Annotated in this window: 18 protein-coding genes and 1 pseudogene; 7 read left to right on the top strand and 12 right to left on the bottom strand. The window is 72.4% G+C overall.

Annotation, left to right across the window (positions count from 1 at the left end; all coding sequences use genetic code 11):
- The coding region (gene rsmI, locus VR44_RS07600; protein WP_045946607.1) for a 16S rRNA (cytidine(1402)-2'-O)-methyltransferase at nucleotides 1-840 on the bottom strand (840 nt) is incomplete at its 3' end.
- Nucleotides 841-908: 68 nt separating this feature from the next.
- On the opposite strand from rsmI, the gene VR44_RS07595 reads away from it, so the two are divergent.
- The 3 genes from VR44_RS07595 to VR44_RS07585 all read left to right on the top strand — a co-directional run bounded on the left by VR44_RS07595 (nucleotide 909) and on the right by VR44_RS07585 (nucleotide 5100).
- Complete coding sequence (locus VR44_RS07595; protein ID WP_045946606.1) at nucleotides 909-2675, top strand: dolichyl-phosphate-mannose--protein mannosyltransferase; 1767 nt, start codon at nucleotides 909-911, stop codon at nucleotides 2673-2675.
- An 81-nt stretch (nucleotides 2676-2756) separates the two neighbouring features.
- Nucleotides 2757-4406: a penicillin-binding transpeptidase domain-containing protein gene (locus VR44_RS07590; protein ID WP_094191480.1), complete on the top strand. Its 1650-nt coding sequence runs from the start codon at nucleotides 2757-2759 to the stop codon at nucleotides 4404-4406.
- A gap of 214 nt (nucleotides 4407-4620) precedes the next feature.
- On the top strand, nucleotides 4621-5100 hold the full coding sequence (locus tag VR44_RS07585; protein ID WP_045946605.1) for a YbaK/EbsC family protein: 480 nt from the start codon (nucleotides 4621-4623) through the stop codon (nucleotides 5098-5100).
- An 80-nt stretch (nucleotides 5101-5180) separates the two neighbouring features.
- Here VR44_RS07585 and VR44_RS07580 read toward each other — a convergent pair whose 3' ends face one another.
- Genes VR44_RS07580 through VR44_RS07565 form a run of 4 tightly spaced genes read right to left on the bottom strand, consistent with a single transcriptional unit; the run spans nucleotide 5181 to nucleotide 8993 of the window.
- Entirely contained in the window at nucleotides 5181-6338 is a 1158-nt protein-coding gene (locus VR44_RS07580) for a serine hydrolase domain-containing protein (protein ID WP_045946613.1), read from the bottom strand.
- Nucleotides 6339-6380: 42 nt separating this feature from the next.
- Entirely contained in the window at nucleotides 6381-7178 is a 798-nt protein-coding gene (locus VR44_RS07575; RefSeq protein WP_425424488.1) for an energy-coupling factor ABC transporter ATP-binding protein, read from the bottom strand.
- A complete protein-coding gene (cbiQ, locus tag VR44_RS07570) occupies nucleotides 7175-7936 on the bottom strand; it encodes a cobalt ECF transporter T component CbiQ (protein ID WP_045946604.1) in 762 nt (253 codons plus the stop codon). Before cbiQ ends, VR44_RS07575 begins: the two co-directional genes overlap by 4 nt.
- A gap of 1 nt (nucleotide 7937) precedes the next feature.
- The gene (locus VR44_RS07565) at nucleotides 7938-8993 is read right to left on the bottom strand and encodes an energy-coupling factor ABC transporter permease (protein WP_045946603.1); all 1056 of its coding nucleotides are present in this window, start codon (nucleotides 8991-8993) and stop codon (nucleotides 7938-7940) included.
- Between the two features lie 176 nt (nucleotides 8994-9169).
- Between VR44_RS07565 and VR44_RS07560 the strand changes: the two genes are divergently transcribed.
- Entirely contained in the window at nucleotides 9170-9601 is a 432-nt protein-coding gene (locus VR44_RS07560) for an SsgA family sporulation/cell division regulator (RefSeq protein WP_045946602.1), read from the top strand.
- 93 nt (nucleotides 9602-9694) lie between these two features.
- On the opposite strand, the gene VR44_RS07555 is transcribed toward VR44_RS07560, so the two are convergent.
- Nucleotides 9695-11905, bottom strand: a complete 2211-nt coding sequence (locus VR44_RS07555) for an MMPL family transporter (protein WP_045946611.1) — start codon at nucleotides 11903-11905, stop codon at nucleotides 9695-9697.
- Between the two features lie 137 nt (nucleotides 11906-12042).
- A complete protein-coding gene (locus VR44_RS07550) occupies nucleotides 12043-12621 on the bottom strand; it encodes a TetR/AcrR family transcriptional regulator (RefSeq protein ID WP_045946610.1) in 579 nt (192 codons plus the stop codon).
- A gap of 200 nt (nucleotides 12622-12821) precedes the next feature.
- Between VR44_RS07550 and VR44_RS07545 the strand changes: the two genes are divergently transcribed.
- Nucleotides 12822-16085 (top strand): S41 family peptidase, encoded by a 3264-nt coding sequence (locus VR44_RS07545; RefSeq protein ID WP_045946601.1) that lies wholly within the window; start codon nucleotides 12822-12824, stop codon nucleotides 16083-16085.
- 168 nt (nucleotides 16086-16253) lie between these two features.
- Here VR44_RS07545 and VR44_RS07540 read toward each other — a convergent pair whose 3' ends face one another.
- The 4 genes and pseudogenes from VR44_RS07540 to VR44_RS07525 all read right to left on the bottom strand — a co-directional run bounded on the left by VR44_RS07540 (nucleotide 16254) and on the right by VR44_RS07525 (nucleotide 20034).
- Nucleotides 16254-16433: a hypothetical protein gene (locus tag VR44_RS07540; RefSeq protein WP_045946600.1), complete on the bottom strand. Its 180-nt coding sequence runs from the start codon at nucleotides 16431-16433 to the stop codon at nucleotides 16254-16256.
- Nucleotides 16434-16534: 101 nt separating this feature from the next.
- A complete protein-coding gene (locus VR44_RS07535) occupies nucleotides 16535-17386 on the bottom strand; it encodes an SDR family oxidoreductase (protein ID WP_045946599.1) in 852 nt (283 codons plus the stop codon).
- Nucleotides 17383-18393: an alpha/beta fold hydrolase gene (locus VR44_RS07530; RefSeq protein ID WP_045946598.1), complete on the bottom strand. Its 1011-nt coding sequence runs from the start codon at nucleotides 18391-18393 to the stop codon at nucleotides 17383-17385. Before VR44_RS07530 ends, VR44_RS07535 begins: the two co-directional genes overlap by 4 nt.
- Nucleotides 18390-20034, bottom strand: a pseudogene (locus tag VR44_RS07525) (flavin-containing monooxygenase). Before VR44_RS07525 ends, VR44_RS07530 begins: the two are co-directional and overlap by 4 nt.
- Before the next feature lie 217 nt (nucleotides 20035-20251).
- Here VR44_RS07525 and VR44_RS07520 point away from each other — a divergent pair.
- Complete coding sequence (locus tag VR44_RS07520; RefSeq protein WP_094191478.1) at nucleotides 20252-20986, top strand: MerR family transcriptional regulator; 735 nt, start codon at nucleotides 20252-20254, stop codon at nucleotides 20984-20986.
- Here the strand turns inward: VR44_RS07520 and VR44_RS07515 are convergent.
- Nucleotides 20968-21771, bottom strand: coding sequence for an exodeoxyribonuclease III (locus tag VR44_RS07515; protein ID WP_045946597.1), 804 nt, complete (start codon nucleotides 21769-21771; stop codon nucleotides 20968-20970). The two genes, VR44_RS07520 and VR44_RS07515, sit on opposite strands and share 19 nt — an antisense overlap.
- A gap of 38 nt (nucleotides 21772-21809) precedes the next feature.
- Here VR44_RS07515 and VR44_RS07510 point away from each other — a divergent pair, with 38 nt between their 5' ends.
- Nucleotides 21810-22319, top strand: coding sequence for a GNAT family N-acetyltransferase (locus tag VR44_RS07510; RefSeq protein WP_211275034.1), 510 nt, complete (start codon nucleotides 21810-21812; stop codon nucleotides 22317-22319).
- Nucleotides 22320-22658: the final 339 nt, after the last annotated feature.

Raw genomic sequence — 22658 nt, 5'->3', positions numbered from 1 at the left:
CTTGGGTACTCCGGCCTCGGCCGCGACCGCCGCGATGGCCTCCTTGCGCCGCTCTCCCGCCTCCTCGCGCACCCGCACCCTGCGCACCAGCTCCTCGTCGTCCAGGTCGGCGGGCCCGGCGGCCGGGGCGCCCTCGACCACGATGGTGATCTCACCGCGTACGCCCTCGGCGGCCCACTCGGCCAGCTCGCCCAGCCCGCCGCGCTTGACCTCCTCGTACGTCTTGGTGAGCTCGCGGCACACGGCGGCCCGCCGCCCGGCCCCGAACACCTCGGCCATGGCCGCCAGGGTGTCGTCGAGCCGGTGCGGGGCTTCGAAGTAGACGAGGGTGCGCCGCTCGCCCTCGACCTCGCGGAGCCGGCCGAGGCGCTCGCCCGCCTTGCGCGGCAGGAACCCCTCGAAGCAGAAGCGGTCCACGGGGAGCCCGGAGAGCGCGAGCGCGGTGAGGACGGCGGACGGCCCGGGCACGGCCGTGACCTTGATGTCCTTCTCCACCGCGGCGGCGACCAGCCGGTAGCCGGGGTCGGAGACCGAGGGCATTCCGGCATCGGTCACCAGCAGCACCCGCCGGCCCTGCTCCAGGGCCTCGACCAGCTCGGGGGTGCGGGCGGACTCGTTGCCCTCGAAGTACGACAGGACCCGCCCGGTGGTGTGCACGCCGAGGCCCTGGGTGAGCCGGCGCAGCCGCCGGGTGTCCTCGGCGGCGATCACGTCGGCCCGCTCCAGCTCGGCGGCGAGCCGGGGCGGGGCGTCGGCCAGGTCGCCGATCGGGGTCCCGGCGAGGACGAGTACACCGGCGGAGGAGGGGGTTTGGGGGCCGCGGGGCTGGTCTGCTGTCACCGCCTCATCCTCTCATTGGGGCTCGTGGGGACTGGGGCTCGCACAGGGGCGTTCCCTACGATGACCCGGTGACCAGTACCGCGACGCCGCCGCCCAGCCCCGCGGGGGCCCCGCCCGTCCCGCCGGGCGGACGCGGCTCCGAGCACGAGCAGCCCGTGTGGCTGCGCCGCCTGCGGGGGTTCGGCTACCTGCCCGCCGCGCCGGCGGCCGATGTCCGTACCCGCCTCGTGCCCCCGTACGCCCAGCCGTCCGCCCAGCTGTGGGCGGCGCTCGGGATCCCGGAGGCGGGCCGGCGGATCTGCATGCGGATCATGGCGTGGGCGGGGCCGCTGCTGGTCGCGCTGGTGGCGGGGGCGCTGCGGTTCACGCACCTGGGCAGCCCGAAGGCGGTGATATTCGACGAGACGTACTACGCCAAGGACGCCTGGGCCACCATCCGGCAGGGCTACGAAGCCAGCTGGCCCAAGGATGTCGACAAGTCGATCCTGCTGGATCCCGATGCGGTGCCGCTGCCGGCCGACCCCGGCTACGTGGTGCACCCGCCGGTCGGCAAATGGGTGATCGGGCTCGGCGAGTGGATGTTCGGGTTCGACCCGTTCGGCTGGCGCTTCATGACGGCGCTGCTCGGCACCCTGTCCGTGCTGATGCTCTGCCGCATCGGCCGGCGCCTCCTGCGCTCCACCTTCCTCGGCTGCCTGGCGGGCGCGCTGCTCGCGGTCGACGGCCTGCACCTGGTGATGAGCCGCACCGCCCTGCTCGACCTGGTGCTGATGTTCTTCGTCCTGGCCGCCTTCGGCGCGCTGCTCATCGACCGCGACCGGGCGCGGGCCCGCCTCGCGGCGGCGCTCCCGGTCGACGAGGAGGGCCGCACCCGCCCGGACGCGGTCGTCGCGGAGACGCTGCGGCTGGGCTGGCGCCCGTACCGGCTGCTGGCCGGGGTCTGCCTCGGCCTGGCGTTCGGCACCAAGTGGAACGGCCTCGTCGTGCTGGCCTTCTTCGGGGTGCTCACCGTGCTGTGGGACGCGGCCGCCCGCCGCACCGCCGGCGCGGGCGCCCCGTACGCGGCGATGCTGCGCCGTGACGCGCTGCCCGGCTTCCTGTCCACGGTGCCGGTGGCGATCGCCGTGTACCTGGCCTCCTGGACCGGCTGGATCCTCAGCCCGGACGACGGCAAGGGCGGCTATTTCCGCGACTGGGCCGCCAAGAACGACCAGAACAGCGCGCTGTCCTTCCTGCCGGAGTGGCTACGCAGCCTGTGGCACTACGAGACGGAGGTCTACAAGTTCCACGTGGGCCTGACCTCGGGCCACACCTACCAGTCCAATCCGTGGAGCTGGCTGGTCCTGGGCCGGCCCGTGTCCTACTTCTACGAGTCCCCCTCGCCCGGCAGCGACGGCTGCCCGGCGACGGAGGCGGGCAAGTGCGCGCGCGAGGTGCTGGCGCTGGGCACGCCACTGCTGTGGTGGACGGGCTGCGTCGCACTGGTGTACGTGCTGTGGCGGTGGTTCTTCCGGCGCGACTGGCGGGCGGGTGCGATCGCGTGCGCGCTGGCCGCCGGCCTGCTGCCCTGGTTCAACTACCAGGAGCGGACCATCTTCTACTTCTACGCGGTGGTCTTCGTCCCCTACCTGTGCCTGGCGGTGGCGATGATGATCGGAGCCCTGCTGGGACCGTCGGGCTCCTCGGAACGGCGGCGGACCCTGGGGGCCATCGGGGCGGGCGTGCTGGTGCTCCTGATCATCTGGAACTTCATCTATTTCTGGCCGATCTACACCGGCCAGACCCTGCCCATGGACTCGTGGCGTGGCCGGATGTGGCTGGATACATGGATCTGACCCGTTAACCGCCCGTAAGGTGTCCCTCACAGGTTCTTTGAACATGTTCAGAGAACGGGGGCTCCTGGGGAGGGGACGCAAGTGAACGGGGCGGCGAAGGGTGCCATCGTCGGCGGGGTGTTCCTGGCGATGGCAGGCGGTGCGGCGTACGGGGTGGTCACCCTGGTGGGTGACAGCGGCAGCCACGGCGGCGACGGCAAGAGCGGCACGGACGGCGGCAGCTCGGTCACCGCGCAGAAGGCGACCGGCCCCGTCACCGACCAGGAGACGGCCCAGGTCGCCAAGGACTTCCTGGCCGCGTGGGCGTCCGGCGACGCCCGGACGGCCGCCGACCTGACGAACAACGCCCAGGCGGCGCAGCCTGCGGTGGCCGATTTCAAGTCCAAGGCGCTCGTCTCCAAGGCGGTCATCACCCCCGGCGCCCCGAACGGCACCACCGTGCCCTTCAAGGTCGAGGCCGAGATCACCCACGACGGGACGGCCAAGCCCTTCGTCTACGACTCCCAGCTGACCGTCGTCCGCGGCGCCAACAGCGGCAAGCCGCTCGTCGACTGGCAGCCCTCGGTGATCCACCCGCAGCTGCAGAAGGACGAGCGGCTGCGCGCGGGCACCCCGGCCAGCCCCCCGGTCAAGGCCGTCGACCGCCACGGCAAGGAGCTGACGCCCGAGCAGTTCCCGTCGCTGCGGCCGGTGCTGGACGCGCTGCGCAAGACGTACGGGGAGAAGGCGGGCGGCACGCCGGGCGTCGAGGTGTGGATCGAGCCGGCCCCCGCGGACGCCCCCAAGCGGACCCTGACGACACTGGTCGAGGGCAAGCCGGGGCAGTTGCAGACCGTCCTCGACGCCGACGTGCAGGCGGCGGCGGAGAAGGCGGTCGCGCAGTACGCCGAGGCCTCGGTCGTCGCGGTCCAGCCGAGCACGGGCGACATCCTGGCGGTCGCCAACCACCGGCAGGACGGTTTCAACGCGGCGATGCTGGGCCGGCGCGCACCCGGTTCGACGATGAAGATCGTGACGGCGGCGATGCTGCTGGAGAAGGGCCTGGTGGCGGCCGACAGGCCGGCGGCGTGCCCGCCGAGCGCCACGTGGGACGGCAAGGTCTTCCGCAACCAGGACGGCTTCTCGCTCCAGGGCCAGCCCTTCTCGACCAGCTTCGCCAGGTCCTGCAATACCGCCTTCATCAGCCTGATCGACGACGTGAGGGACAACGGGGCGCTGCCGAGGGTGGCCAAGGAGGCCTTCGGCATCGGGCTGGACTGGAAGACGGGCATCCCCTCGCAGGACGGCACCGTTCCGGTGACCTCGGGCTCGGCTGCCGCCGCCGAGTACATCGGCCAGGGCGCGATCCAGATGAACCCGCTGAACATGGCCTCCATCACGGCGACCGCCCGCACCGGCGTGTTCCGCCAGCCGGTGCTGGTCAAGTCCTCCCTGGACGGCCGCACCCTGGCGACGGCCCCGCGGCCGCTGGCGCCGGGGGTGTCGGCGCAGCTGGTGCGGATGATGCGGCAGACGGCGACGAGCGGCACGGCGGCGAAGGCGATGGCCTCGGTCGGCGGCTCCGACAAGGGCGCGAAGACCGGCTCGGCGGAGGTCGACGGCGCGGCGTCCCCGGACAGCTGGTTCACGGGCTTCAAGGGCGACCTGGCCGCGGCGGCCATGGTCGAGGGCGGCGGCCACGGCGCGGACGCGGCGGGCCCGATCGTGGCCCAAACCCTCAACGCCTCCTGACACCCCCAGCCCGGACCCCCTCCCCCCCCGGACCGGGTCCTGCTCCTGGAGGCAAAGCCCCGGCACAAAGCCCCGCGTGACCCCAGCACGAGGCCGGCACCCAGGGGCGGAGCCTCGGGTGCGGGGGCCGGGGCGGAGCCCCGGGGAACGGAGGAAGGGCGGGGCGGGGACAAAACACCTCGCCCCTCCCCCCGCACAGCGCTAGCGTCCCGGCATGACGACGAGCACCCCACACCCCCTCTTCGCCCAGGCTCTCGCCGAACTCGGCCTCGACCTGCCCATCCGGACCTTCCCGGAGGGCACCCGCACGGCCGCCGACGCCGCCGCCGCGATCGGCTGCGAGCTCAGCCAGATCGTGAAGTCACTGATCTTCACGGCGGACGGCGTCCCGGTTCTGGTCCTCATGGACGGGGCCTCGCGCGTCGACGTCGAGGCGGTGCGCCGTCAACTCGACGCCGCGAAAGTCACCCGCGCCGACGCGACAGTCGTCCGCGAAACCACCGGCTACGCCATCGGCGGCGTCCCGCCCTTCGGCCACCGCACCCGCACCCGCGTCCTCGCGGACCAGGCCCTCCTGCGGCACGACGTGGTCTGGGCGGCCGCCGGCACCCCGCACGCCGTCTTCCCGATGCCCCCGCGCGAACTCGTCACCCACGCCGCCGCCGAGCTGGCCGACGTACGCGAAAAGCCCTGACGACAGCGACAACAACAGCGGCGACGGCGACGGCGACGGCGACGGCCGGCACCCGAAGAAGTCGCCAAAGCGACAAGTCGCTACAGGCAGCCGCGCAGCGCCCGCACCAGCGCCTGCGCGCGCGGATCGGCGGTGACCGACTTGGCGTGCGCGTTGGTGACGTAACCGAAGCCGATGCCCGCCTCCGGGTCCGCGAAGGCCAGCGACCCACCGCGGCCCGGGTGGCCGAAGGAGGCCGGCGACAGCAGCGGGGACGCGGGCCCGTGCAGCATGTAGCCCGGCCCGAAGCGGGTGCCCACGACCAGCACCCGGTCGGGGCCCGCAGCGAACTCGGTGCCCGCCAGCGCGGTGGTCGCCGGGGTGAAGATCCTGGCCCCGTCCTCCACCACCCCGATGGTCGCGGCGTAGAAGCGGGCCAGGGCGCGCGCCGTGCCGATGCCGGCCGAGCCGGGCAGCTCCGCCGCCTGGTAGACGGGGTCGTTCTCGTCGGGCTGGGGGTCGATGGCGGCGAAGGCACGGCGGGTGAGCGACTCCGGGTCGGCGTAGGCCTCCGAAACGTTCCTCCTCGGCCGCGTCTTCAGCAGCCCCGCACTGGGCGGCGGCTCGACCGGCGCCACCCGGCCCACCCGGTGCGCCTCCCCCTCCGGCAGGCCGATCCAGAAGTCCAGCCCCAGCGGCTCGGCCAGCTCCTCGGCCAGGATCCCGCCGACGGTGCGCCCCGTGGCCCGCAGCACCAGCTCGGACACCAGCCAGCTGAAGGTCTGCGCGTGGTAGCCGTGCGCGCTGCCCGGCTCCCAGAACGCCTGCTGCGCGGCGACGGCCCGCGCCCCGGTGACCCCGTCGGCGGCCTCGGCCATCGTCAGGCCCCGGTCCAGGGCGGGCACGCCGGCCTGGTGCGCGAGCAGGTGCCGGACCAGGGTCCGCTCCTTGCCGCCCGCTTTGAATTCAGGCCAGTACGAGCTCACCGGCGCATCCAGGTCCAGCAGTCCGCGCTGGTGCAGCAGCAGGGGTACCGCCGCGGCCACGCCCTTGGTCGCGGACCGCACGATCGTCGCGGTGTCCTCGGCCCACGGCTCGCTGCCGTTCGCGTCCTTCGTGCCGCCCCACAGGTCGACGATCTTGCGGCCGTCGCGGTACACGGCCACGGCCGCGCCCCGGTCCCCGAGGACCTCGAAGTTGCGCGCGAAGGCCTCTCGTACGGGCTCGAAGCCCTCGGTCACCACACCCTGGATGTTCACGAGCACCCCAACAACGGCAGACCTGCCCTTATGCCGAGGCCACTATGCCGCGGCCACCGAACGCGGGTCGAAGCCGAACGGCAGCTCCAGCCGGTATGCCCCCATCAGCTCCTCGTCGCACAACAGGTCCCGGGTGCGTCCGTCGGCGGCGATGACCCCCTCGCTGAGGATCACCGAGCGCGGGCAGAGCTCCAGGGCGTACGGCAGGTCGTGCGTCACCATCAGCACGGTGACGTCCAGCGCGCGCAGGATGTCGGCCAGTTCGCGCCGCGAGGCGGGGTCGAGGTTGGACGAGGGCTCGTCCAGGACGAGGATCTCGGGCCGCATCGCCAGTACGGTCGCCACCGCCACCCGGCGGCGCTGCCCGAAGGACAGGTGGTGCGGCGGGCGGTCGGCGAAGCCGGCCATGCCGACCTGTTCGAGGGCCTCGCGGACCCGCTGCTCCAGTTCGGCGCCGCGCAGGCCGGCGGCCGCGGGGCCGAAGGCCACGTCCTCGCGCACGGTCGGCATGAACAGCTGGTCGTCGGGGTCCTGGAAGACGATGCCGACCCGCCGCCGGATCTCGGCGAGGTTGCGCTTCTCCACGGGCAGCCCGGCCACGGTGACGGAGCCGACGCCGCCGCCCAGGATGCCGTTGAGATGCAGGACGAGGGTGGTCTTCCCCGCTCCGTTGGGCCCGAGCAGGGCGACGCGCTCACCGCGGCCGACGGTGAGGTCGACCCCGAAGAGGGCCTGGTGCCCGTCGGGGTAGGCGTACGCGACCCCGGACACCTCCAGCGAAGGCACGCGGCTAATGCCAGCGGACGTCGCAGAGGCATTAGAAGCGGAGGGAGCGTTCACAGGGTCCAACCCATCAGACAGACGGCGAGCGCCGTCACCGGGAGCACGGCCGAGTACGCCCACTGCGCGCGGGTGGCCGTGACGTCGTCGATCACCGGCATGGAGCCGGCGTAGCCGCGGCTGACCATCGCGAGGTAGACCCGCTCGCCGCGCTCGTAGGAGCGGATGAAGAGGGCGCCGGCGGTCTTCGCGAGCACGCCCCAGTGCTGGATGCCGCGCGCCTCGAAGCCGCGCGAGCGCCGGGCGATGGACATCCGGCGCAGCTCGTCGGTGATGACGTCCCCGTACCGGATCATGAAGGAGGCGATCTGCACGAGCAGCGGCGGGAGCTTCAGCCGCTGGAGGCCGAGCAGCAGCGCCCGGAGCTCAGTGGTCGAGGCGAGGAGCACGGAGGCGGCGACCCCGAGGGTGCCCTTGGCGAGCACGTTCCAGGCGCCCCACAGGCCGGAGACGCTCAGCGACATGCCGAGGACGTCCACCCGTTCGCCCTGCGACACGAAGGGCATCAGCACGGCGAAGAGCACGAACGGCACCTCGATCAGCAGCCGCCTCAGCAGGAACCCCGCGGGGATCCGGGCCGCGGCCGCGACGGCGGCGATGAGGACGGCGTAGAGGCCGAAGGCCCACATCGCCTCGCGTGGTGTCGATACGACGACGATCACGAAGGCGGCGGTCGCGGCGATCTTGCAGTGCGGCGGCAGCTCGTGCACGGGCGAGTGCCCGTGCCGGTAGAGCTTGTGCGCGTGACCCGCTCCCACGTCAGCTCGCCGAAGGGGCGGCCGTGGAGGACGCGGTCAGGTCCTGGGCGCGGCGGCGGCGCACGGCCCAGAAGATCCCGCTGCCGACGGCGACGGTCGCGCCGACGCCGATGACTCCGGCGAGGCCGCCGGACAGGCGGGCGTCGTCGACGTCCTTGACGCTGTAGTCGGCGAGCGGGGAGTCGGCGGCGGCGTGTTCCTTCGTCTTGGCGTCGATGCCCTTGTCGGCGGCGACCTTCTCCAGGCCGTCCGGGCTGCTGGAGGCGTAGAAGGAGACGAACCCGGCGAGCACGAGGGCGGTGACCAGGCCGGTCAGCCAGAGCTTGCGGGTGGATCGGGCGGCGGCCGGGACGGGGGCCGCGGCGGGGGCGTCGACGAGCTGGCCGCCGATGCGCAGCTTCAGCGGGGCGGCCAGCCCGCGCGCGCCGTGCACCAGGTCGGGCCGTACGGCGATCACGGCGCCCACGGTCGCGGCCGTGATCAGCGCCTCCCCGAGGCCGATGAGGACGTGGACGCCGACCATGGCGGTGAAGACCTTGCCGATCGGGACGTCGGTGGTGCCGCCGAGGGCGTAGAGGAGGGTGAACATGACCGCCGCGCCGGGCACGGAGAGCAGCGCTCCGGCGAAGGCGGCGACGGTGACCGAGCGCCGGCCGGAGGGCAGGAGCCGCAGCAGGACGCGGAAGACGGCGTAGGAGACGAGGACGGTCACCACGGCCATGTTCAGGATGTTGACGCCGAGCGCGGTCAGGCCGCCGTCGGCGAAGAGGATGCCCTGCATCAGCAGGACGACGGACACGCAGAGCACACCGGTGTAGGGGCCGACGAGTATCGCGGCGAGCGCGCCGCCGAGGAGGTGGCCGCTGGTGCCGGCGGCGACGGGGAAGTTCAGCATCTGAACGGCGAAGATGAAGGCGGCGACAAGGCCGGCCAGCGGGGCGGTGCGTTCGTCGAGCTCGCGGCGGGCGCCGCGCAGGCTGACCGCCACAGCGGCGGTGGCCGCCACTCCTGCGGCCACCGAGACGGGCGCGTCGATGAATCCGTCGGGCACGTGCATGGAGCGGCTCCGCTTCCTCTTCCTCACATGAGTGTTCAACCGTTCAAGAGTAGTGCCCACTTGCAAATGATTGGCAAGAGCAGCCGCCACACAAATACATACGTGCGGTTTCGTGGGAATGTGCGAGGCTGGACGGACAAACGGACGTGAATGTTCCGATTCGAGGAGTCCGGTCGATGTCAGCCACCGCCGAGAATCCACCAGCCACCGCAGCAGCCGTCGAGGAGCGGGTCAGCGCCCGCGTGATCAGCGACGACCCCCTCTACCGCGCGATTCCGGTCGCCCTGCGGTTCACCCCCTCCGAACCGCTGGCCGTACGGATCGTCTTCCCCGCCGAGCTGTCCCCCGAGGGCACCGACAACGAGTGGGTCTTCCCCCGCGCCCTGCTGGAGGCCGGCCTGCTCGCGCCGACCGGGACCGGCGACGTGCGCGTCTGGCCCTGCGGCCGGGTCCAGGCGGTGGTCGAGTTCCACTCCCCCGAGGGTGTCGCCGTCATCCAGTTCGACAGCGCCGTGCTGCGCCGCTTCCTGCGCCGCACGTACGCCACCCCACCCGCCGGCGAGAGACCCGCCGCCGCCACGCGCACCGCGGCCACCCGTACGGCGTAGCGAACGCGACCGGCCCCGCACCTGGGGTTCCAGATGCGGGGCCGGTTCTCACATGCTTCGCGCTACCTGCCAGGCATTAGCCGCCGGAACGGGTCAGGCGTTGACCAGTGCGCGCTGCTTGTCGGGGTCCTCCGGGGACCCGGCCTCCGGCGCGGACTCCCCGAGGTGCTTGCGCAGGCTCTCGCCCTCCACGTCCACGTTGGGCAGGAGCCGGTCCAGCCAGCGCGGCAGCCACCAGGCCTTGTGCCCCAGCAGCGCCAGCACCGCCGGCACGATCGCCATGCGCACCACGAACGCGTCGAACAGGACGGCGACGGCCAGGCCGAAGCCGATCATCTTGACCATCGCGTCGCTGGCACCCAGGAAGCCCGAGAAGACGGCGATCATGATGACGGCGGCCGCCACGACCACGCGGGCGCTGAACTGGAAGCCGGTCACCACCGCCTGGCCAGGACGCTCGCCATGGACGTACGCCTCCCTCATCCGGGTGACGAGGAAGACCTCGTAGTCCATCGCCAGACCGAAGACGACACCCACCATGAAGATCGGCATCATCGACATGATCGGACCCGTCTGCTCCACCCCGAACACGGAGCCCAGCCAGCCCCACTGGAAGACCGCGACGACCGCGCCGAGAGCGGCCACCACCGACAGCAGGAAGCCGAGCGCCGCCTTCAGCGGGACCAGGATCGAGCGGAACACCAGCATCAGCAGCAGGAACGCCAGGCCGACCACGAGCGCCAGGTAGGGCAGCAGCGCGTCGTTCATCTTCTGCGAGAAGTCGATGTTCATCGCGGTCGCGCCGGTCACGAACACGTCGTTCCCGTTGCCCTCGCGGATCTTGTGGACCAGGTCCTCGGTCTGCGTCGAGGACGGACGCTCCTTCGGGATCACGCTGATGACAGCGGCGTCCTTGGCCTCGTTCTGGTGCGGCGGGGTCACCGCGACCACACCCTGCAGCCCCTTGATCCGGTCCACGGTCTTGTCGGCGAGCGCCTTGTCGCCGTCCACGACCACCATCAGCGGACCGTTGAAGCCGGGCCCGAAGCCCTCGGACAGCATGTCGTACGCCTTGCGCTGGCTGGTGGAGACCGGCTTGGAGCCGTCGTCCGGAAGGCCCATCTCCAGCTTGCTCGCCGGCACCGCGATCGCGCCGAGGCCGATCACACCGACCAGCAGCACCATGACCGGGCGGCGCAGCACGAAGCGGGCCCAGCGGGTGCCGCCGTTCGGCTTCGGCTCGGCGCCGGCCGGGCGGCCCTTGCCGAAGATCTTGCTCTTCTGGCCGGCGGGCAGCACCTTCTTGCCCGCGAAGCCGAGGATCGCCGGGACCAGCGTCAGGGCGACGAGCACCGCGATGACCACCGTCGCGGCGGCCGCGACACCCATCTTGGTCAGCATCGGGATGTTGACGACGGCCAGGCCCACCAGGGCGATGACCACGGTCAGACCTGCGAAGACGACAGCGGATCCGGCGGTTCCGGCGGCTCGGCCAGCAGCCTCGTCGCGCTCCCGGCCCTCGGCGAGCTCCACGCGGTAGCGGGAGACGATGAACAGCGCGTAGTCGATGCCGACCGCCAGGCCGATCATCATCGCGAGGGTGGACGTGGTGGAGCCGAGGTCCAGCACGTTGGCCAGCGCGGTGATCGAGGAGACGCCGATGCCGACGCCGATCAGGGCGGTCAGCAGCGGCAGCCCCGCCGCGACCAGCGAGCCGAAGGTGATGACCAGGACGACGCCGGCGATCAGGATGCCGATCGCCTCCCCGGAACCGGTCTCGGGCGCCTCCATCAGCGCGTCGCCGCCGATCTCCACCTGGAGGCCGGCCTTCTGCGCGTCGTGCCCGGAGTCCTTCAGGGCGTCACGCGTGACGTCCTTCAGCTCCATACCGCTGACCTTGTACTTCACCGTGATGTAGGTGGTGGAGCCGTCCTGGCTCACCGCCTGCATCTTGTACGGGTCGTCGACGGTGGCGACCTGGGCGGCACCCTCGCCCTGCTTCAGGCCCGAGATCAGCTTCTCGACCTCGGCCTTGGGGCCCTGGTCGGTGACCTTGGCCCCGGCCGGCGCCTTGACGACGATACGGGCGGTCGCGCCGTCGGCGGACATGCCCGGGAACTTCTTGTCCAGCAGGTCGAAGGCCTTCTGGGCCTCGGTGCCGGGGATCGAGAACGAACCGGAGGTCGGCGCGGCGGCCGTCGCCGCGCCGAAGCCGGCGGCGAACAGCAGCGCCACCCATATGAGGGCGACGAGGCCGCGGCGCCTGAAGGCGCCGCGCCCGAGCCGGTAGAGGAAGGTGGCCACGTCGTGGTTCTCCCGTTTCAGGTCGTGGGATGGATCCTGCGCCCGTACGGCCATCGGCCACGGGCGGATCAGGGCGTGAAAAGCCGGCCCGACGACGAGAGCGGCGTGTCAGGAGCAGCAGACGGTTCTTGTGGGGATCAGACGCCGAGGGCGGGGAAGACCACGGCGTCGATGAACTGGGTGAGGAACTCCCGGTCGACGGACCGGTCCTCGATCAGCGGCAGTGCGATGAACGCCCCGATCAGCATGTGCGGCACGAAGTCCAGCGCCGGACAGTCCGGCCGGACCTCACCCCGCGCCACCGCGCGCCGGAGCATGGCCTGGAGACCGTTGATCTCCGGGTCGACCAGCAGGTCGCGCAGCGCCCGGTGCAGCTCCGGGCTCTCGTGGACGGCATGGGCCAGACCCCGCATGAGGGCGGTGTCCTTGGCCATCTGCGCGTCATCGGAGTGCGCGACCATACGGGCGAAGTCACCGCGCAGGGTGCCCGTGTCGATCTCCCCCAGGGAGACCGGCTGGGTACACCGCAGGGCCTTCGCGACCAGTTCCGGCTTGCTCCCCCACTGGCGGTAGAGGGTCGCCTTGCTGGACTTCGTACGGGCGGCGACCGCGTCCATGGTCAGCGCCTCGTAGCCGACCTCGCGGAGGAGGTCGAGGACCGCCTCGTGGAGCTCGGCCTCCCGCTCGGGGGTGATCCGGCTGCGCCGCGCCGACATCGCGTCGGTCACCCGGCAGCTTCCCTTCATCACGACCACCCATCGAGCGAAACGGTTTCGTACACCTGAAGCGTACCGCCGCGCTTAACGAAACGAAACCGTTCCGTTTCGCTTGGGCGGTGGTGTCGGTCACACGCCAGGCTCCCGGTGGATCACCTGTACGAGTTGCCGGGCCCCCCTGACGCGGAAAGCATTGTGGGGTGAGTCACGACGTCGCGTACCTCCGCTTCCCGCACCTCCACGACGAACTGCTGTGCTTCGCCACCGAGGACGACCTCTGGGTCGCGCCCCTGGTCCCCGACGGCCACACCCCGGGCCGGGCCTGGCGGATCACCGTCGACCGCACCCGGGTCGGCCACCCCCGTTTCTCCCCCGACGGACGGCACATCGCCTTCACCACCTGGCGCAGCCTCGACCCCGAGATCCACCTGGCCCCCGTGGACGGCGGCCCGGCGCGCCGGCTCAGCTACTGGGGCTCCACCGACACCCGCGTCTGCGGCTGGGACCCCGACGGCAACGTCCTCGCCGTCTCCTCCCACGGGCAGCCGTTCTCGTACTACTCCTGGGCCTACAAGCTGCCCACCGACGGCAGCCCCGGCGGCCGCCTGCCCTGGGGCCCGGTCTCCGACATCCAGGTGGCCGACATCGACGGCGAGCACCGCAGCCTGCTGCTCACCGGCAAGCCACCGCACGAGCCCGCGGCCTGGAAGCGCTACCGCGGCGGCGCCACCGGCCGGCTCTGGCTGCACGGCGTGCGCCTGCTGGAGGACATCGAGGGGCACCTGGACGCGCCGATGTTCGTCGGCGGCCGCATCGCCTTCCTCTCCGACCACGAGGGCGTCGGCAACCTCTACTCCTGCCTGCCCGACGGCACCGGTCTGCGCCGTCACACCGACCACGAGGAGTTCTACGCCCGCCACGCCTCCAGCGACGGCTCCCGCGTCGTCTACCAGTGCGCCGGCGACCTCTGGCTCGTGGACTCCCTCGAGGAGGACGCCTCCCCGCGCAAGCTCGACGTCCGCCTCGGCGGCCCGCGCGCGGGACGGCGTACGTACCAGGTGCCCGCCGCCAGCAACGTCGACTCGCTGTCCGTGGACACCACCGGCCGGGCCAGCGCCGTCGTCGTCCGCGGCAGCCTGTACTGGCTCACCCACCGCGACGGCCCCGCCCGCACCATCGCCGACACCCCGGGCGTGCGCGTCCGCCTCCCGGAGATGCTCGGCAGCGGCGGCCAGGTCGCCTACGTCACCGACGCCGAGGGCGAGGACGCCATCGAGATCGCCTACCTCCCCCGCGCCTCCGGGGAGCGCGAGCCGCGCCGGCTCGCCTCGGGCGAGCTGGGCCGCGTCACCGAGCTGCTGTCCGACCCGGCCGGCGAGCGGCTCGCCATCGCCTCCAACGACGGCCGGCTGCTGCTCCTCGACGCCACGGAGGAATCCAACGGAGAGGTCACCGAGCTGATCCGGTCGATCAACGGACCCGTCACCGACCTCGCCTTCTCCCCCGACGGCTGCTGGCTGACCTGGTCGCACCCCGGCATCGGCCGCTCACTGCGGCAGATCAAGATGGCGAAGATCTCCGGGCCGGGCGCGCCCGTCGTCGTCGACGTCACGAACGGCCGCTTCGAGGACGAGAACCCGGTCTTCACACGGGACGGCCGCTACCTCGCGTTCCTGTCCTGGCGCGGTTTCGACCCGGTGTACGACGTCCACACCGGCGACCTGTCGTTCCCGCTGGGCTGCCGCCCGTACCTGGTGCCGCTGTCCTCCGCCACCCCTTCCCCGTTCGCCTTCTCCCCCGACGGCCGGCCCGCGGCGGGCGGGCTCGACCCCGTCGAGGGGGAACCCGGCGAGGGGGACGGGACGGTGACCGTGGAGGTGGAGGGCCTGGAGAGCCGGGTCACCCCCTTCCCCGTGACCGCCTCGAAGTACTCGGCCCTGCACCCCGTGCACGGCGGCGGGCTGGTGTGGCTGCGCTGGCCCATCTCGGGCGCGCTCGGCGAGACCTTCGCCAACCCGGCCGACACCAGCGGCAAGCCGACGCTGGAGCACTTCGACATGACCAAGGCCCGCAAGACCGAACTGGCCTCCGGACTGGACTGGTTCGAGGTCAGCGGCGACGGCACCCGGCTCGTCGTCAACGACGACGGTGACCTTCGCGCCGTGCCGGCCACCGAATCGGGTGACGGCGACTCCACCGTCTACCTCGACCTGCGGCGGATCCTGCACGAGGTGGACCCGGCCGCCGAGTGGCGGCAGGCGTACGAGGAGGCCGGCCGGATCATCCGCGCGTACTTCTGGGAGCCGAACATGTGCGGCATCGACTGGGACGCGGTGCTCGCCCAGTACCGGCCGCTGGTCGAACGGGTCGCCTCCCCCGACGAGTTCGCCGACCTGCTGCGCGAGGTGCTCGGCGAACTCGGCACCTCGCACGCCTACGTCTCCCCCGCCCGCCGCAACGAGGGCCCGCCCCACTACCAGCGGGCGATCGGTCTGCTCGGCGCCAACCTGGTCCGCCGGGAGGAGGGTTGGGTGGTGGCACGGATCCTGCCCGGCGAGTCCTCCGACTCCAAGGCCCGTTCGCCGCTCGCGGGCACCGGCATCCGCGACGGCGCGGTGCTCACCCACGTCGACGGCCGGCCCGTGGACCCGGTCGCCGGGCCGTACCCCCTGCTGGCGGCCGCCGGGGGCACCACCGTGGAGCTGACGTTCACCCCGGCCGAGGGCGAGGGCCGCTCCCGGCGCGTCGCGGTCGTGCCGCTCGTCGACGAACGGCCGCTGCGCTACCAGGACTGGGTGTCCAAGCGCCGCGCCGTGGTCCGCGAGGTCAGCGGCGGCCGCTGCGGCTACCTGCACATCCCCGACATGGGCGGCTCGGGCTGGGCGCAGTTCAACCGCGACCTGCGCATGGAGATGTCCCGGCCCGCCCTGATCGTCGACGTACGCGGCAACGCGGGTGGGCACATCAGTGAACTCGTCGTCGAAAAACTCACCCGATCGATTCTGGGCTGGGACCTCACGCGCGACGCCCAGCCGGTCAGTTACGCCTCCAACGCACCGCGCGGGCCGATCGTGGCCCTCGCCGACGAGGCGACCTCCTCCGACGGGGACATGATCACCGCCGCGTTCAAGCTGCTCGGCCTGGGTCCGGTGGTCGGCCAGCGCACCTGGGGCGGGGTGGTCGGCATGACCGGCCGGCACACCCTCGGAGACGGCACGGTCATCACCGTGCCGATGAACGCCGCCTGGTTCCCGGAGTACGGGTGGTCGGTGGAGAACCACGGCGTGGAACCGGACCTGGAGATCATGCGCACCCCCCTCGACTGGGCGGAGGGCCGGCACGCGCAGCTGGACGACGCGGTGTACCTGGCGCTGGAGTTGCTGGAGCAGGACCCGGCCGCGATCCCGCCCGGCTACACGGACGTCCCGGACGGCCGCCGGCCGAAGCTGCCGCCGCGCCCGTAGTGCCACGCCCGTACGCCTCCGCCTGTCATTCGTACGACAGGCGGAGGCGTACGGGCATACGCACGACAGAAGGGGCGCGACCCGTCGGCAGTACGGGGCGCGCCCCTCGGCGCTGTGTGCGTCGGGCCTGGTAGCAGTCAGGCCCGGGGAGTTCCCGCCGGGGCGGGGTCAGTCCCAGCTGTCGTCGGCCTCGTCACGGATGTCGTCGAGCGGCTGCTGTGCCTGCGGCTTCTTCGCCTTGGCCTGCTGGGAACGCGAGGATGCCTGCTCCTTCGCGCCCTGCTGGGCCTTCTGGGCCTTGCCCTTGAGTTCCTGCGCCTTGTCCTCGAACTGCTCCTTGATGCCCATGCTTGCACTCCCTGAGGGGTGTTGGTGGTCAGGCCTCGACCAGACTTACACGCAGGGACAGAAGCCGCATTTTGATCAGCGGGTCACTGTGCTCGCACTGCTCAGTGCCGGTTCTGGGCCCGTTCCTGCTCGTCGGCGGCCCCGCCCGCGCCCACCAGCCCCTTGGGGCGCTGTCCGCCCGCCGCGATGACCGCCGGCAGGTAGCCGCGTACGCCCTGCGTCCCGCGCAGCCACCACTGTGCGTACACGTGCGCCGAACGCCGCTCGATCCCGGCGACGATCCGGTCCACGGCGGGGCCGAGCGGGTAGGTCCGGTTCGCCGGCCAGGGCAGGCGCCCGCGCAGTTCACGCATCACGTCGTGCTGGTCGGCGCCGCGGACCATGTCGGTGTCCGTCCAGGAGAGGTAGCCGACACCGACCTTGACGCCCTTGTAGCCGACCTCGGCGCGCAGGCAGTGCGCGAAGGCCTCGACCCCCGCCTTGGAGGCGCAGTACGCCGTCATCATCGGCGCCGGGGTGATCGCGGCGAGCGAGGCGATCTGGAGGAAGTAGCCGCGGCTCTCCATGAGGACCGGCAGGAAGGCGCGGGCGGTGACGGCACCGCCGATCAGGTTGACCTCGATCACCCGCCGCCAGGCCTCCGGGTCGGAGTCCACGAACGGGCCGCCGGAGGCGACTCCCGCGTTGGCGACGACGATGTCCACCTTGCCGAAGCGCTGCTTGACCTCCTGTGCCACCCGGGCCATCGCCTCGTGGTCGGTGACGTCGGCGAACCAGTGGTCGCTGTCGGTGTGCAGCCGCTCGGAGACCTCCTTGAGCGCCTCCGGCTCCAGGCCGACCAGTGCGACCTTCGCGCCGCGTGCGGACAGCTTGCGGGCGAGCAGCTCGCCGACGCCGCGGGCGGCGCCGGTGACGACGGCGACCTGGCCTTCCAGACTCCTGCGAGCGCTCACTGGGTCTTCTCCTTCTCAGTCGGGGCCGTAGGTGCGGTCGCGACCGGGGGCGCGGCCGCGGTCGTGGCTGTGCTCGTGGCGGTGCCCGTGGTCGCCGCCGCCCGCGTCGTCAGATACCGGGACGTCAACTCACGCAGTGCGGAACTCACCGCTTCGGGAGCCTCAATGGGGGTCATATGCCCCATTCCGGTGAGCTCGGTCAGCCCCACGCAGTGCGGGAGGGCCGCGGCGAGCCCCCGGGCGTGCACGACGGGGGTCAGCCGGTCGTCGCGGCCCACGATGACCGCGGTGGGTACCGTCAGCCGCGCCACCCCCTCGTCCAGGTCGAGGCCGGCCAGTACCTGCGACCAGGCGCGGCGTACCCCGGCGGGACAGGCGTGCACGATCCGGGCGCAGGCCTCCACCCGTTCGGGTGCGGATCCCGGGCCCATGGTCGCGTACTTGAGCACCGCCCGGGTGGCGGGGGTGACGGGCCCGAGCGGGGCCGGCGAGCCCAGCAGCCCCCGGGTGATACGGGTCCGGGCGCGCCCGGGGCGCAGCGGGAGGACGGTCGCCTCCGCCACCAGCCGCGAGCTGCCGGTGCTGCACAGCAGGACGGCCGCGGCGTGCTCGGTGAACCGGGGCTGGCCGGCAGCCGCCATGACGGTCATGCCCCCCATGGAGTGCCCGGCGACGACGGCCCGCTCGCCGGGGGCGAGGGTGGCCTCGAGTACGGCGACCAGGTCGGCGGCGAGGGCGGTGGTGCTGTAGGAGCCGGCGGCCGGGCTGCGGCCGTGGCCGCGCTGGTCGTAGGCGATGACCCGGTGGTCGCGGGCCAGCTCCCGTATCTGCGCGGCCCAGAAGGCGGTGGAGCAGGTCCAGCCGTGGGAGAGGACGACGGCCGGGGCGCCGTCGGCTCCGTGCACCTCGACGTGCAGCCGGGACCCGTCGGCGGAGACGGCGACCAGTTCGCGGCCGGCGGCCGGCGGTGCGTACCGCCCGGCGGTGACGTGCTGCGGCCGGTTCACGCCGCACCCTCCGCGGCAGCGGCCGGCTCGGCGGCACCAGAGGCGGCCGTGGACGCGGCCCCGGCTGGGGCGGCGGCGACGGCGGCCGGAACCCGCCGGGCCCCGCTCTCGCCGCCCCGGACCCGCAGGACCTCGTACTCGGCCAGGTCGACCGTCAACGTCGCGCGCCGGAACTCACCCGTCGTCCCCGGCCAGACGGTGGTGTTGCGGCCCTGTGCGTCCAGGTACCAGCTGGTGCAGCCGCCGGTGTTCCACACCGTCCGTTCCATCCGCGCCTGCACGTGCCGGTTCCACTGATTGACGGCGGAGGGGCGCGCGGCGAGCGCGGTGCGCCCGCCTCGGCTGCCACCGCCGAGGAGGGACAGCTGACGCAGGTAGTCCGCCATGTAGTTCAGCTGGGACTCGATCATCAGGATCATCGAGCTGTTGCCGAGGCCGGTGTTCGGCCCGATGATCGTCATCCAGTTGGGGAAGCCCGCGGCCGTGGCCCCGCGCAGCGACTGCATCCCGCCCTTCCACGAGTCCGCGAGCGTCTGCCCGTCCGCGCCGATCACCCGGTCGGCGATCGGCATGTCGGTGACGCGGAACCCGGTGCCGAAGATGATCGCGTCGGCCTCGGTCTCGGTCCCGTCGGCGGCGACCAGGACCGAGCCCCTGACCTCCTTCAGCCCGGAGGCGACAAGGTCCACGTCGGGCCGGGCGAGCGCCGGGTAGTACTCGCTCGACAGCAGGATCCGCTTGCAGCCGATCCGGTACGAGGGCGTCAGCTTGGCCCGCAGAGCCGGGTCCTTGATGGAGCGCGCCATATTGGCCTTGGCCAGCGATTCGATGAGCCCGAGCTGGTTCGGCCGCTTGGTGAAGGCGCTGACCTGCAGTTCCCGGATCCCCCACAGCAGCCCGCGCCGGGCGGCCTGGGTGAAGGGCAGCCGGCGGTGCAACCGGCGTTCGAGGGAGCTGATGGCCCGGTCGGTGCGCGGCATGACCCACGGCGGGGTGCGCTGGAAGAGGGTCAGGCGCGCCGTCTTCGGGGCGATGGCCGGCACGATCTGGATCGCGGAGGCTCCCGTACCGATCACCGCGACGCGCTTGCCGCTGAGGTCGTAGTCGTGGTCCCAGCGCGCGGAGTGGAACACCCTGCCGGGGAATTCGGCCAGCCCCGGGATCTCGGGCATCTTCGGGTCGGACAGCGGGCCGGTCGCCGACACCACGACGTCGGCGGTGAAGGCACCCGCCGAGGTGTCGATCTCCCAGCGCAGTTCCTCGGCGTCCCAGCGCATCAACATCACCTCGTGGCCGAAGCGGAGGTGCGGGCGCAGCCCGAAGGTGTCGGTGACGTGCTCCAGGTAGGCGCGGATGCTCCAGGTAGGCGCGGATGGCCGGCTGCCCGGAGAAGGTGCGGGGCCAGTCGGGGTTGGGGGCGAAGGAGAAGGAGTACAGGTGCGAGGGGACGTCGCAGGCGCACCCGGGGTAGCTGTTGTCGCGCCAGGTGCCGCCGACGGAGTCGGCCCGTTCCAGGACGACGAAGTCCGTGATCCCTTCGCGCCTCAGCCGCACGGCCGCGCCGAGTCCGCCGAATCCGGACCCGATCACCGCCACCCGTACGTGCTCACGCCCGTGCTCGCGTCCGCCCCTGCCGTCCATGCCGCTCATGCCCGCCGCCTCCCGCTTCCGCAGTCCGTCCCAGCCACGTCAAGCCACGCCAACACGCCCATCGAAACACTGCCAGCAATCACTGGCACAATCGGGAGGGTAGAGCAGCTCCGTACCCATGGGTAGGGGTCGCGCCCGGAAAGTTACTCCGGGTACGCCCTAGGCTGCGCATGTGGAGACGCGGGGGACGTGGGAGGCGGAGGCGGCTGTGACGCGCGAGTACCGGACGCAAGAGCTGGCGGATGCGGCCGGCATCCCGGTGCGCACCCTGCGCTTCTACCGCGAGCGCAAGCTGCTCCCGCCACCCCGCCGCGAGGGCCGGATCGCCTGGTACGACGACCAGCACCTGGCCCGCCTGCGCACCATCGCCGCCCTGCTGGAACGCGGCCACACCCTCGGCGGCATCGCGGAACTGACCGCCGCCTTCGAGAAGGGCCGGGACGTCGGCCAGCTCGGCGAGCTGCTCGGCATGGGCTGGTCGGACGAGACCCCCGTCCGGCTGTCGCCGGAGGCGCTGGCCGACTACTTCGAGGGCGAGGTCACCCCGGAGAACCTGGCGGCCGCCCTCGACCTCGGCTACCTCGCCACCGACGGCGAGGAGATCGTGCACGTCAGCCGGCGCCTGCTGGACGTCTCCTCCGCCCTGGTCCGCGAGGGCGTACCGCTCGCCGCGGTCCTGGAGACGGGCCGCCGGGTGCGCGAGCACGCGGAGGCGCTGGCGTCGCTGTTCACCGAGCTGATCTCCACCCACGTCGGGGAGGAGGCCGTCGGCAGGCTGCGCCCACTGGCCAAGAACGTGGTCGAGGCGGAACTCACGATGGCGATGGACCGCCTCCACCAGCGCCGCGACGCCGGACCACCGCAGACACCCCGGACGCCCCAGACGTCTCAGCCCCCGGAGCCCCCGGAGCCCCTACAGACCCCTCAGACCCCGAGCTCGTAGACGACCGTCACCGGCGCGTGGTCCGACCACCGCTCCGGGTGCGTCTCGGCCCGCTCGACGAACGCCTTGACGGCCCTCGCGGCCAGCCCCGGCGTCGCGACCTGCAGGTCGATGCGCCAGCCGGCGTCGTTGTCGAAGGCCCGCCCGCGGTAGGACCACCAGGAGTACGGGCCCTCCGCGTCCGGGTGCAGCACGCGCACGACGTCCACGTACCCGGCCTCCGAGTACACCTTCCCGAGCCACTCGCGCTCCTCGGGCAGGAAGCCGGCGTTCTTGCGGTTGGTCTTCCAGTTCTTGAGGTCGACCTCCTGGTGGCAGATGTTCCAGTCACCGCACACCACCACCTCCCGCCCGTCGGCGGCCGCCCGCACCTTCAGCGCCTGGAGGTAGGTGTGGAACTCCGCCATGAAGCGGTACTTCTCCTCCTGCTTCGCCGTCCCGGCCTCGCCGGACGGCAGGTACAGGCTGGCCACGGTGACCCCGGGCAGGTCGATCTCGATGTACCGGCCGCTCGCGTCGAACTCGTCACTGCCGAAGCCCACCTGCACCCGTTCAGGTGAGTTGCGCGTATACAGGGCGACGCCGGCCCGGCCCTTCGCGGCCGCCGGGGCGAACACCGTGTGCCAGCCCTCGGGCTCCCGCGCCTCCACCGGAATCTGCGCTTCCTCGGCCCGTACCTCCTGCAGGCACACGACGTCGGCATCGGATCCGGCGAGCCACTCCACGAAGCCCTTCTTCGCGGCAGCGCGGATCCCATTCACATTCACGGAGGTCACGGTGAGCATCCCAGCACCATAACCGCAGCCTTCCGTACGATGTTCTGATGTCTCACGGGATACACCTGCGCGCCGTACCGTACGACCACCCGGACGCGCTGAAACTCGACGCCCAGGTCCAGCTCGAATACCAGGAGCGCTACGACGGCGAAGGCGACGCCACCTTCCTCGACCCGGCGATGTTCCTCCCCCCGGCCGGGCTCTACCTCCTCGCGTACGACGCCTCGGACACCCCGGTGGCGAGCGGCGCCTGGCGTGCGCAGGATCACAACGACGAGGGCTACTCGGACGGCGACGCCGAGGTCAAGCGCATGTACGTCATCCCCGAGGCCCGCGGCAAGGGACTGGCCCGCCGCATCCTGGCGGAACTGGAGGCCGACGCCGCGGCGGCCGGACGCCGGCGGATGGTCCTGGAGACGGGCGACCGGCAGCCGGAGGCGATCGCGCTCTACCTGTCGTCGGGGTACGAGCTGTCGGAGAAGTTCGGCTACTACCGCGACTACGAGTCGAGCCGCTGCATGGCGAAGCCCCTCCCGTCACCGCACACGCCGGCCTGACACCCGGGGGCGCGGAGCACCCGTACGCCACCGCTCCGCGCCCCGCCCCCTCGCGCGGCCACCGCCTACCGCCTACCTGGGCAGCCACACGGCCGGGTCGCTCCCCCACCGCGACGGCCCCCGCTCCCACTCCCCGAAGGGGCTCGCGGCGTACCGCAGCGCCCCGTACCCCGACTCCCCCTCCCTCAGCCACGGCTCCGCCGCCTACCCCGGCACCCCGGCGCCCACCCCCGGCACCCCCCGCACCAGCCACGACGCCGTCCCGGCCAGGGAGTACCGCAGCAGCCCGCCGACTCCGCCCGCCAGGGCCCGCAGGACGCCGGCCGCCACCAGGTACCC

Origin of the sequence: Streptomyces katrae, assembly GCF_000966975.1 — a bacterium.
Classification (GTDB): Bacteria; Actinomycetota; Actinomycetes; order Streptomycetales; family Streptomycetaceae; genus Streptomyces; species Streptomyces katrae.
This window is presented reverse-complemented; position numbering and strand designations above follow the sequence as displayed.

Bases quoted from the DNA above. Each gene is read 5' to 3' on its own strand.
- VR44_RS07585 (WP_045946605.1), top strand. From the start codon at position 4,621: ATGACGACGAGCACCCCACACCCCCTCTTCGCCCAGGCTCTCGCCGAA.
- VR44_RS07565 (WP_045946603.1), bottom strand. From the start codon at position 8,993: ATGCACGTGCCCGACGGATTCATCGACGCGCCCGTCTCGGTGGCCGCA.
- VR44_RS07560 (WP_045946602.1), top strand. From the start codon at position 9,170: ATGTCAGCCACCGCCGAGAATCCACCAGCCACCGCAGCAGCCGTCGAG.
- VR44_RS07550 (WP_045946610.1), bottom strand. From the start codon at position 12,621: ATGTCGGCGCGGCGCAGCCGGATCACCCCCGAGCGGGAGGCCGAGCTC.
- VR44_RS07540 (WP_045946600.1), bottom strand. From the start codon at position 16,433: ATGGGCATCAAGGAGCAGTTCGAGGACAAGGCGCAGGAACTCAAGGGC.
- VR44_RS07515 (WP_045946597.1), bottom strand. From the start codon at position 21,771: ATGCTCACCGTGACCTCCGTGAATGTGAATGGGATCCGCGCTGCCGCG.
- VR44_RS07510 (WP_211275034.1), top strand. From the start codon at position 21,810: ATGTCTCACGGGATACACCTGCGCGCCGTACCGTACGACCACCCGGAC.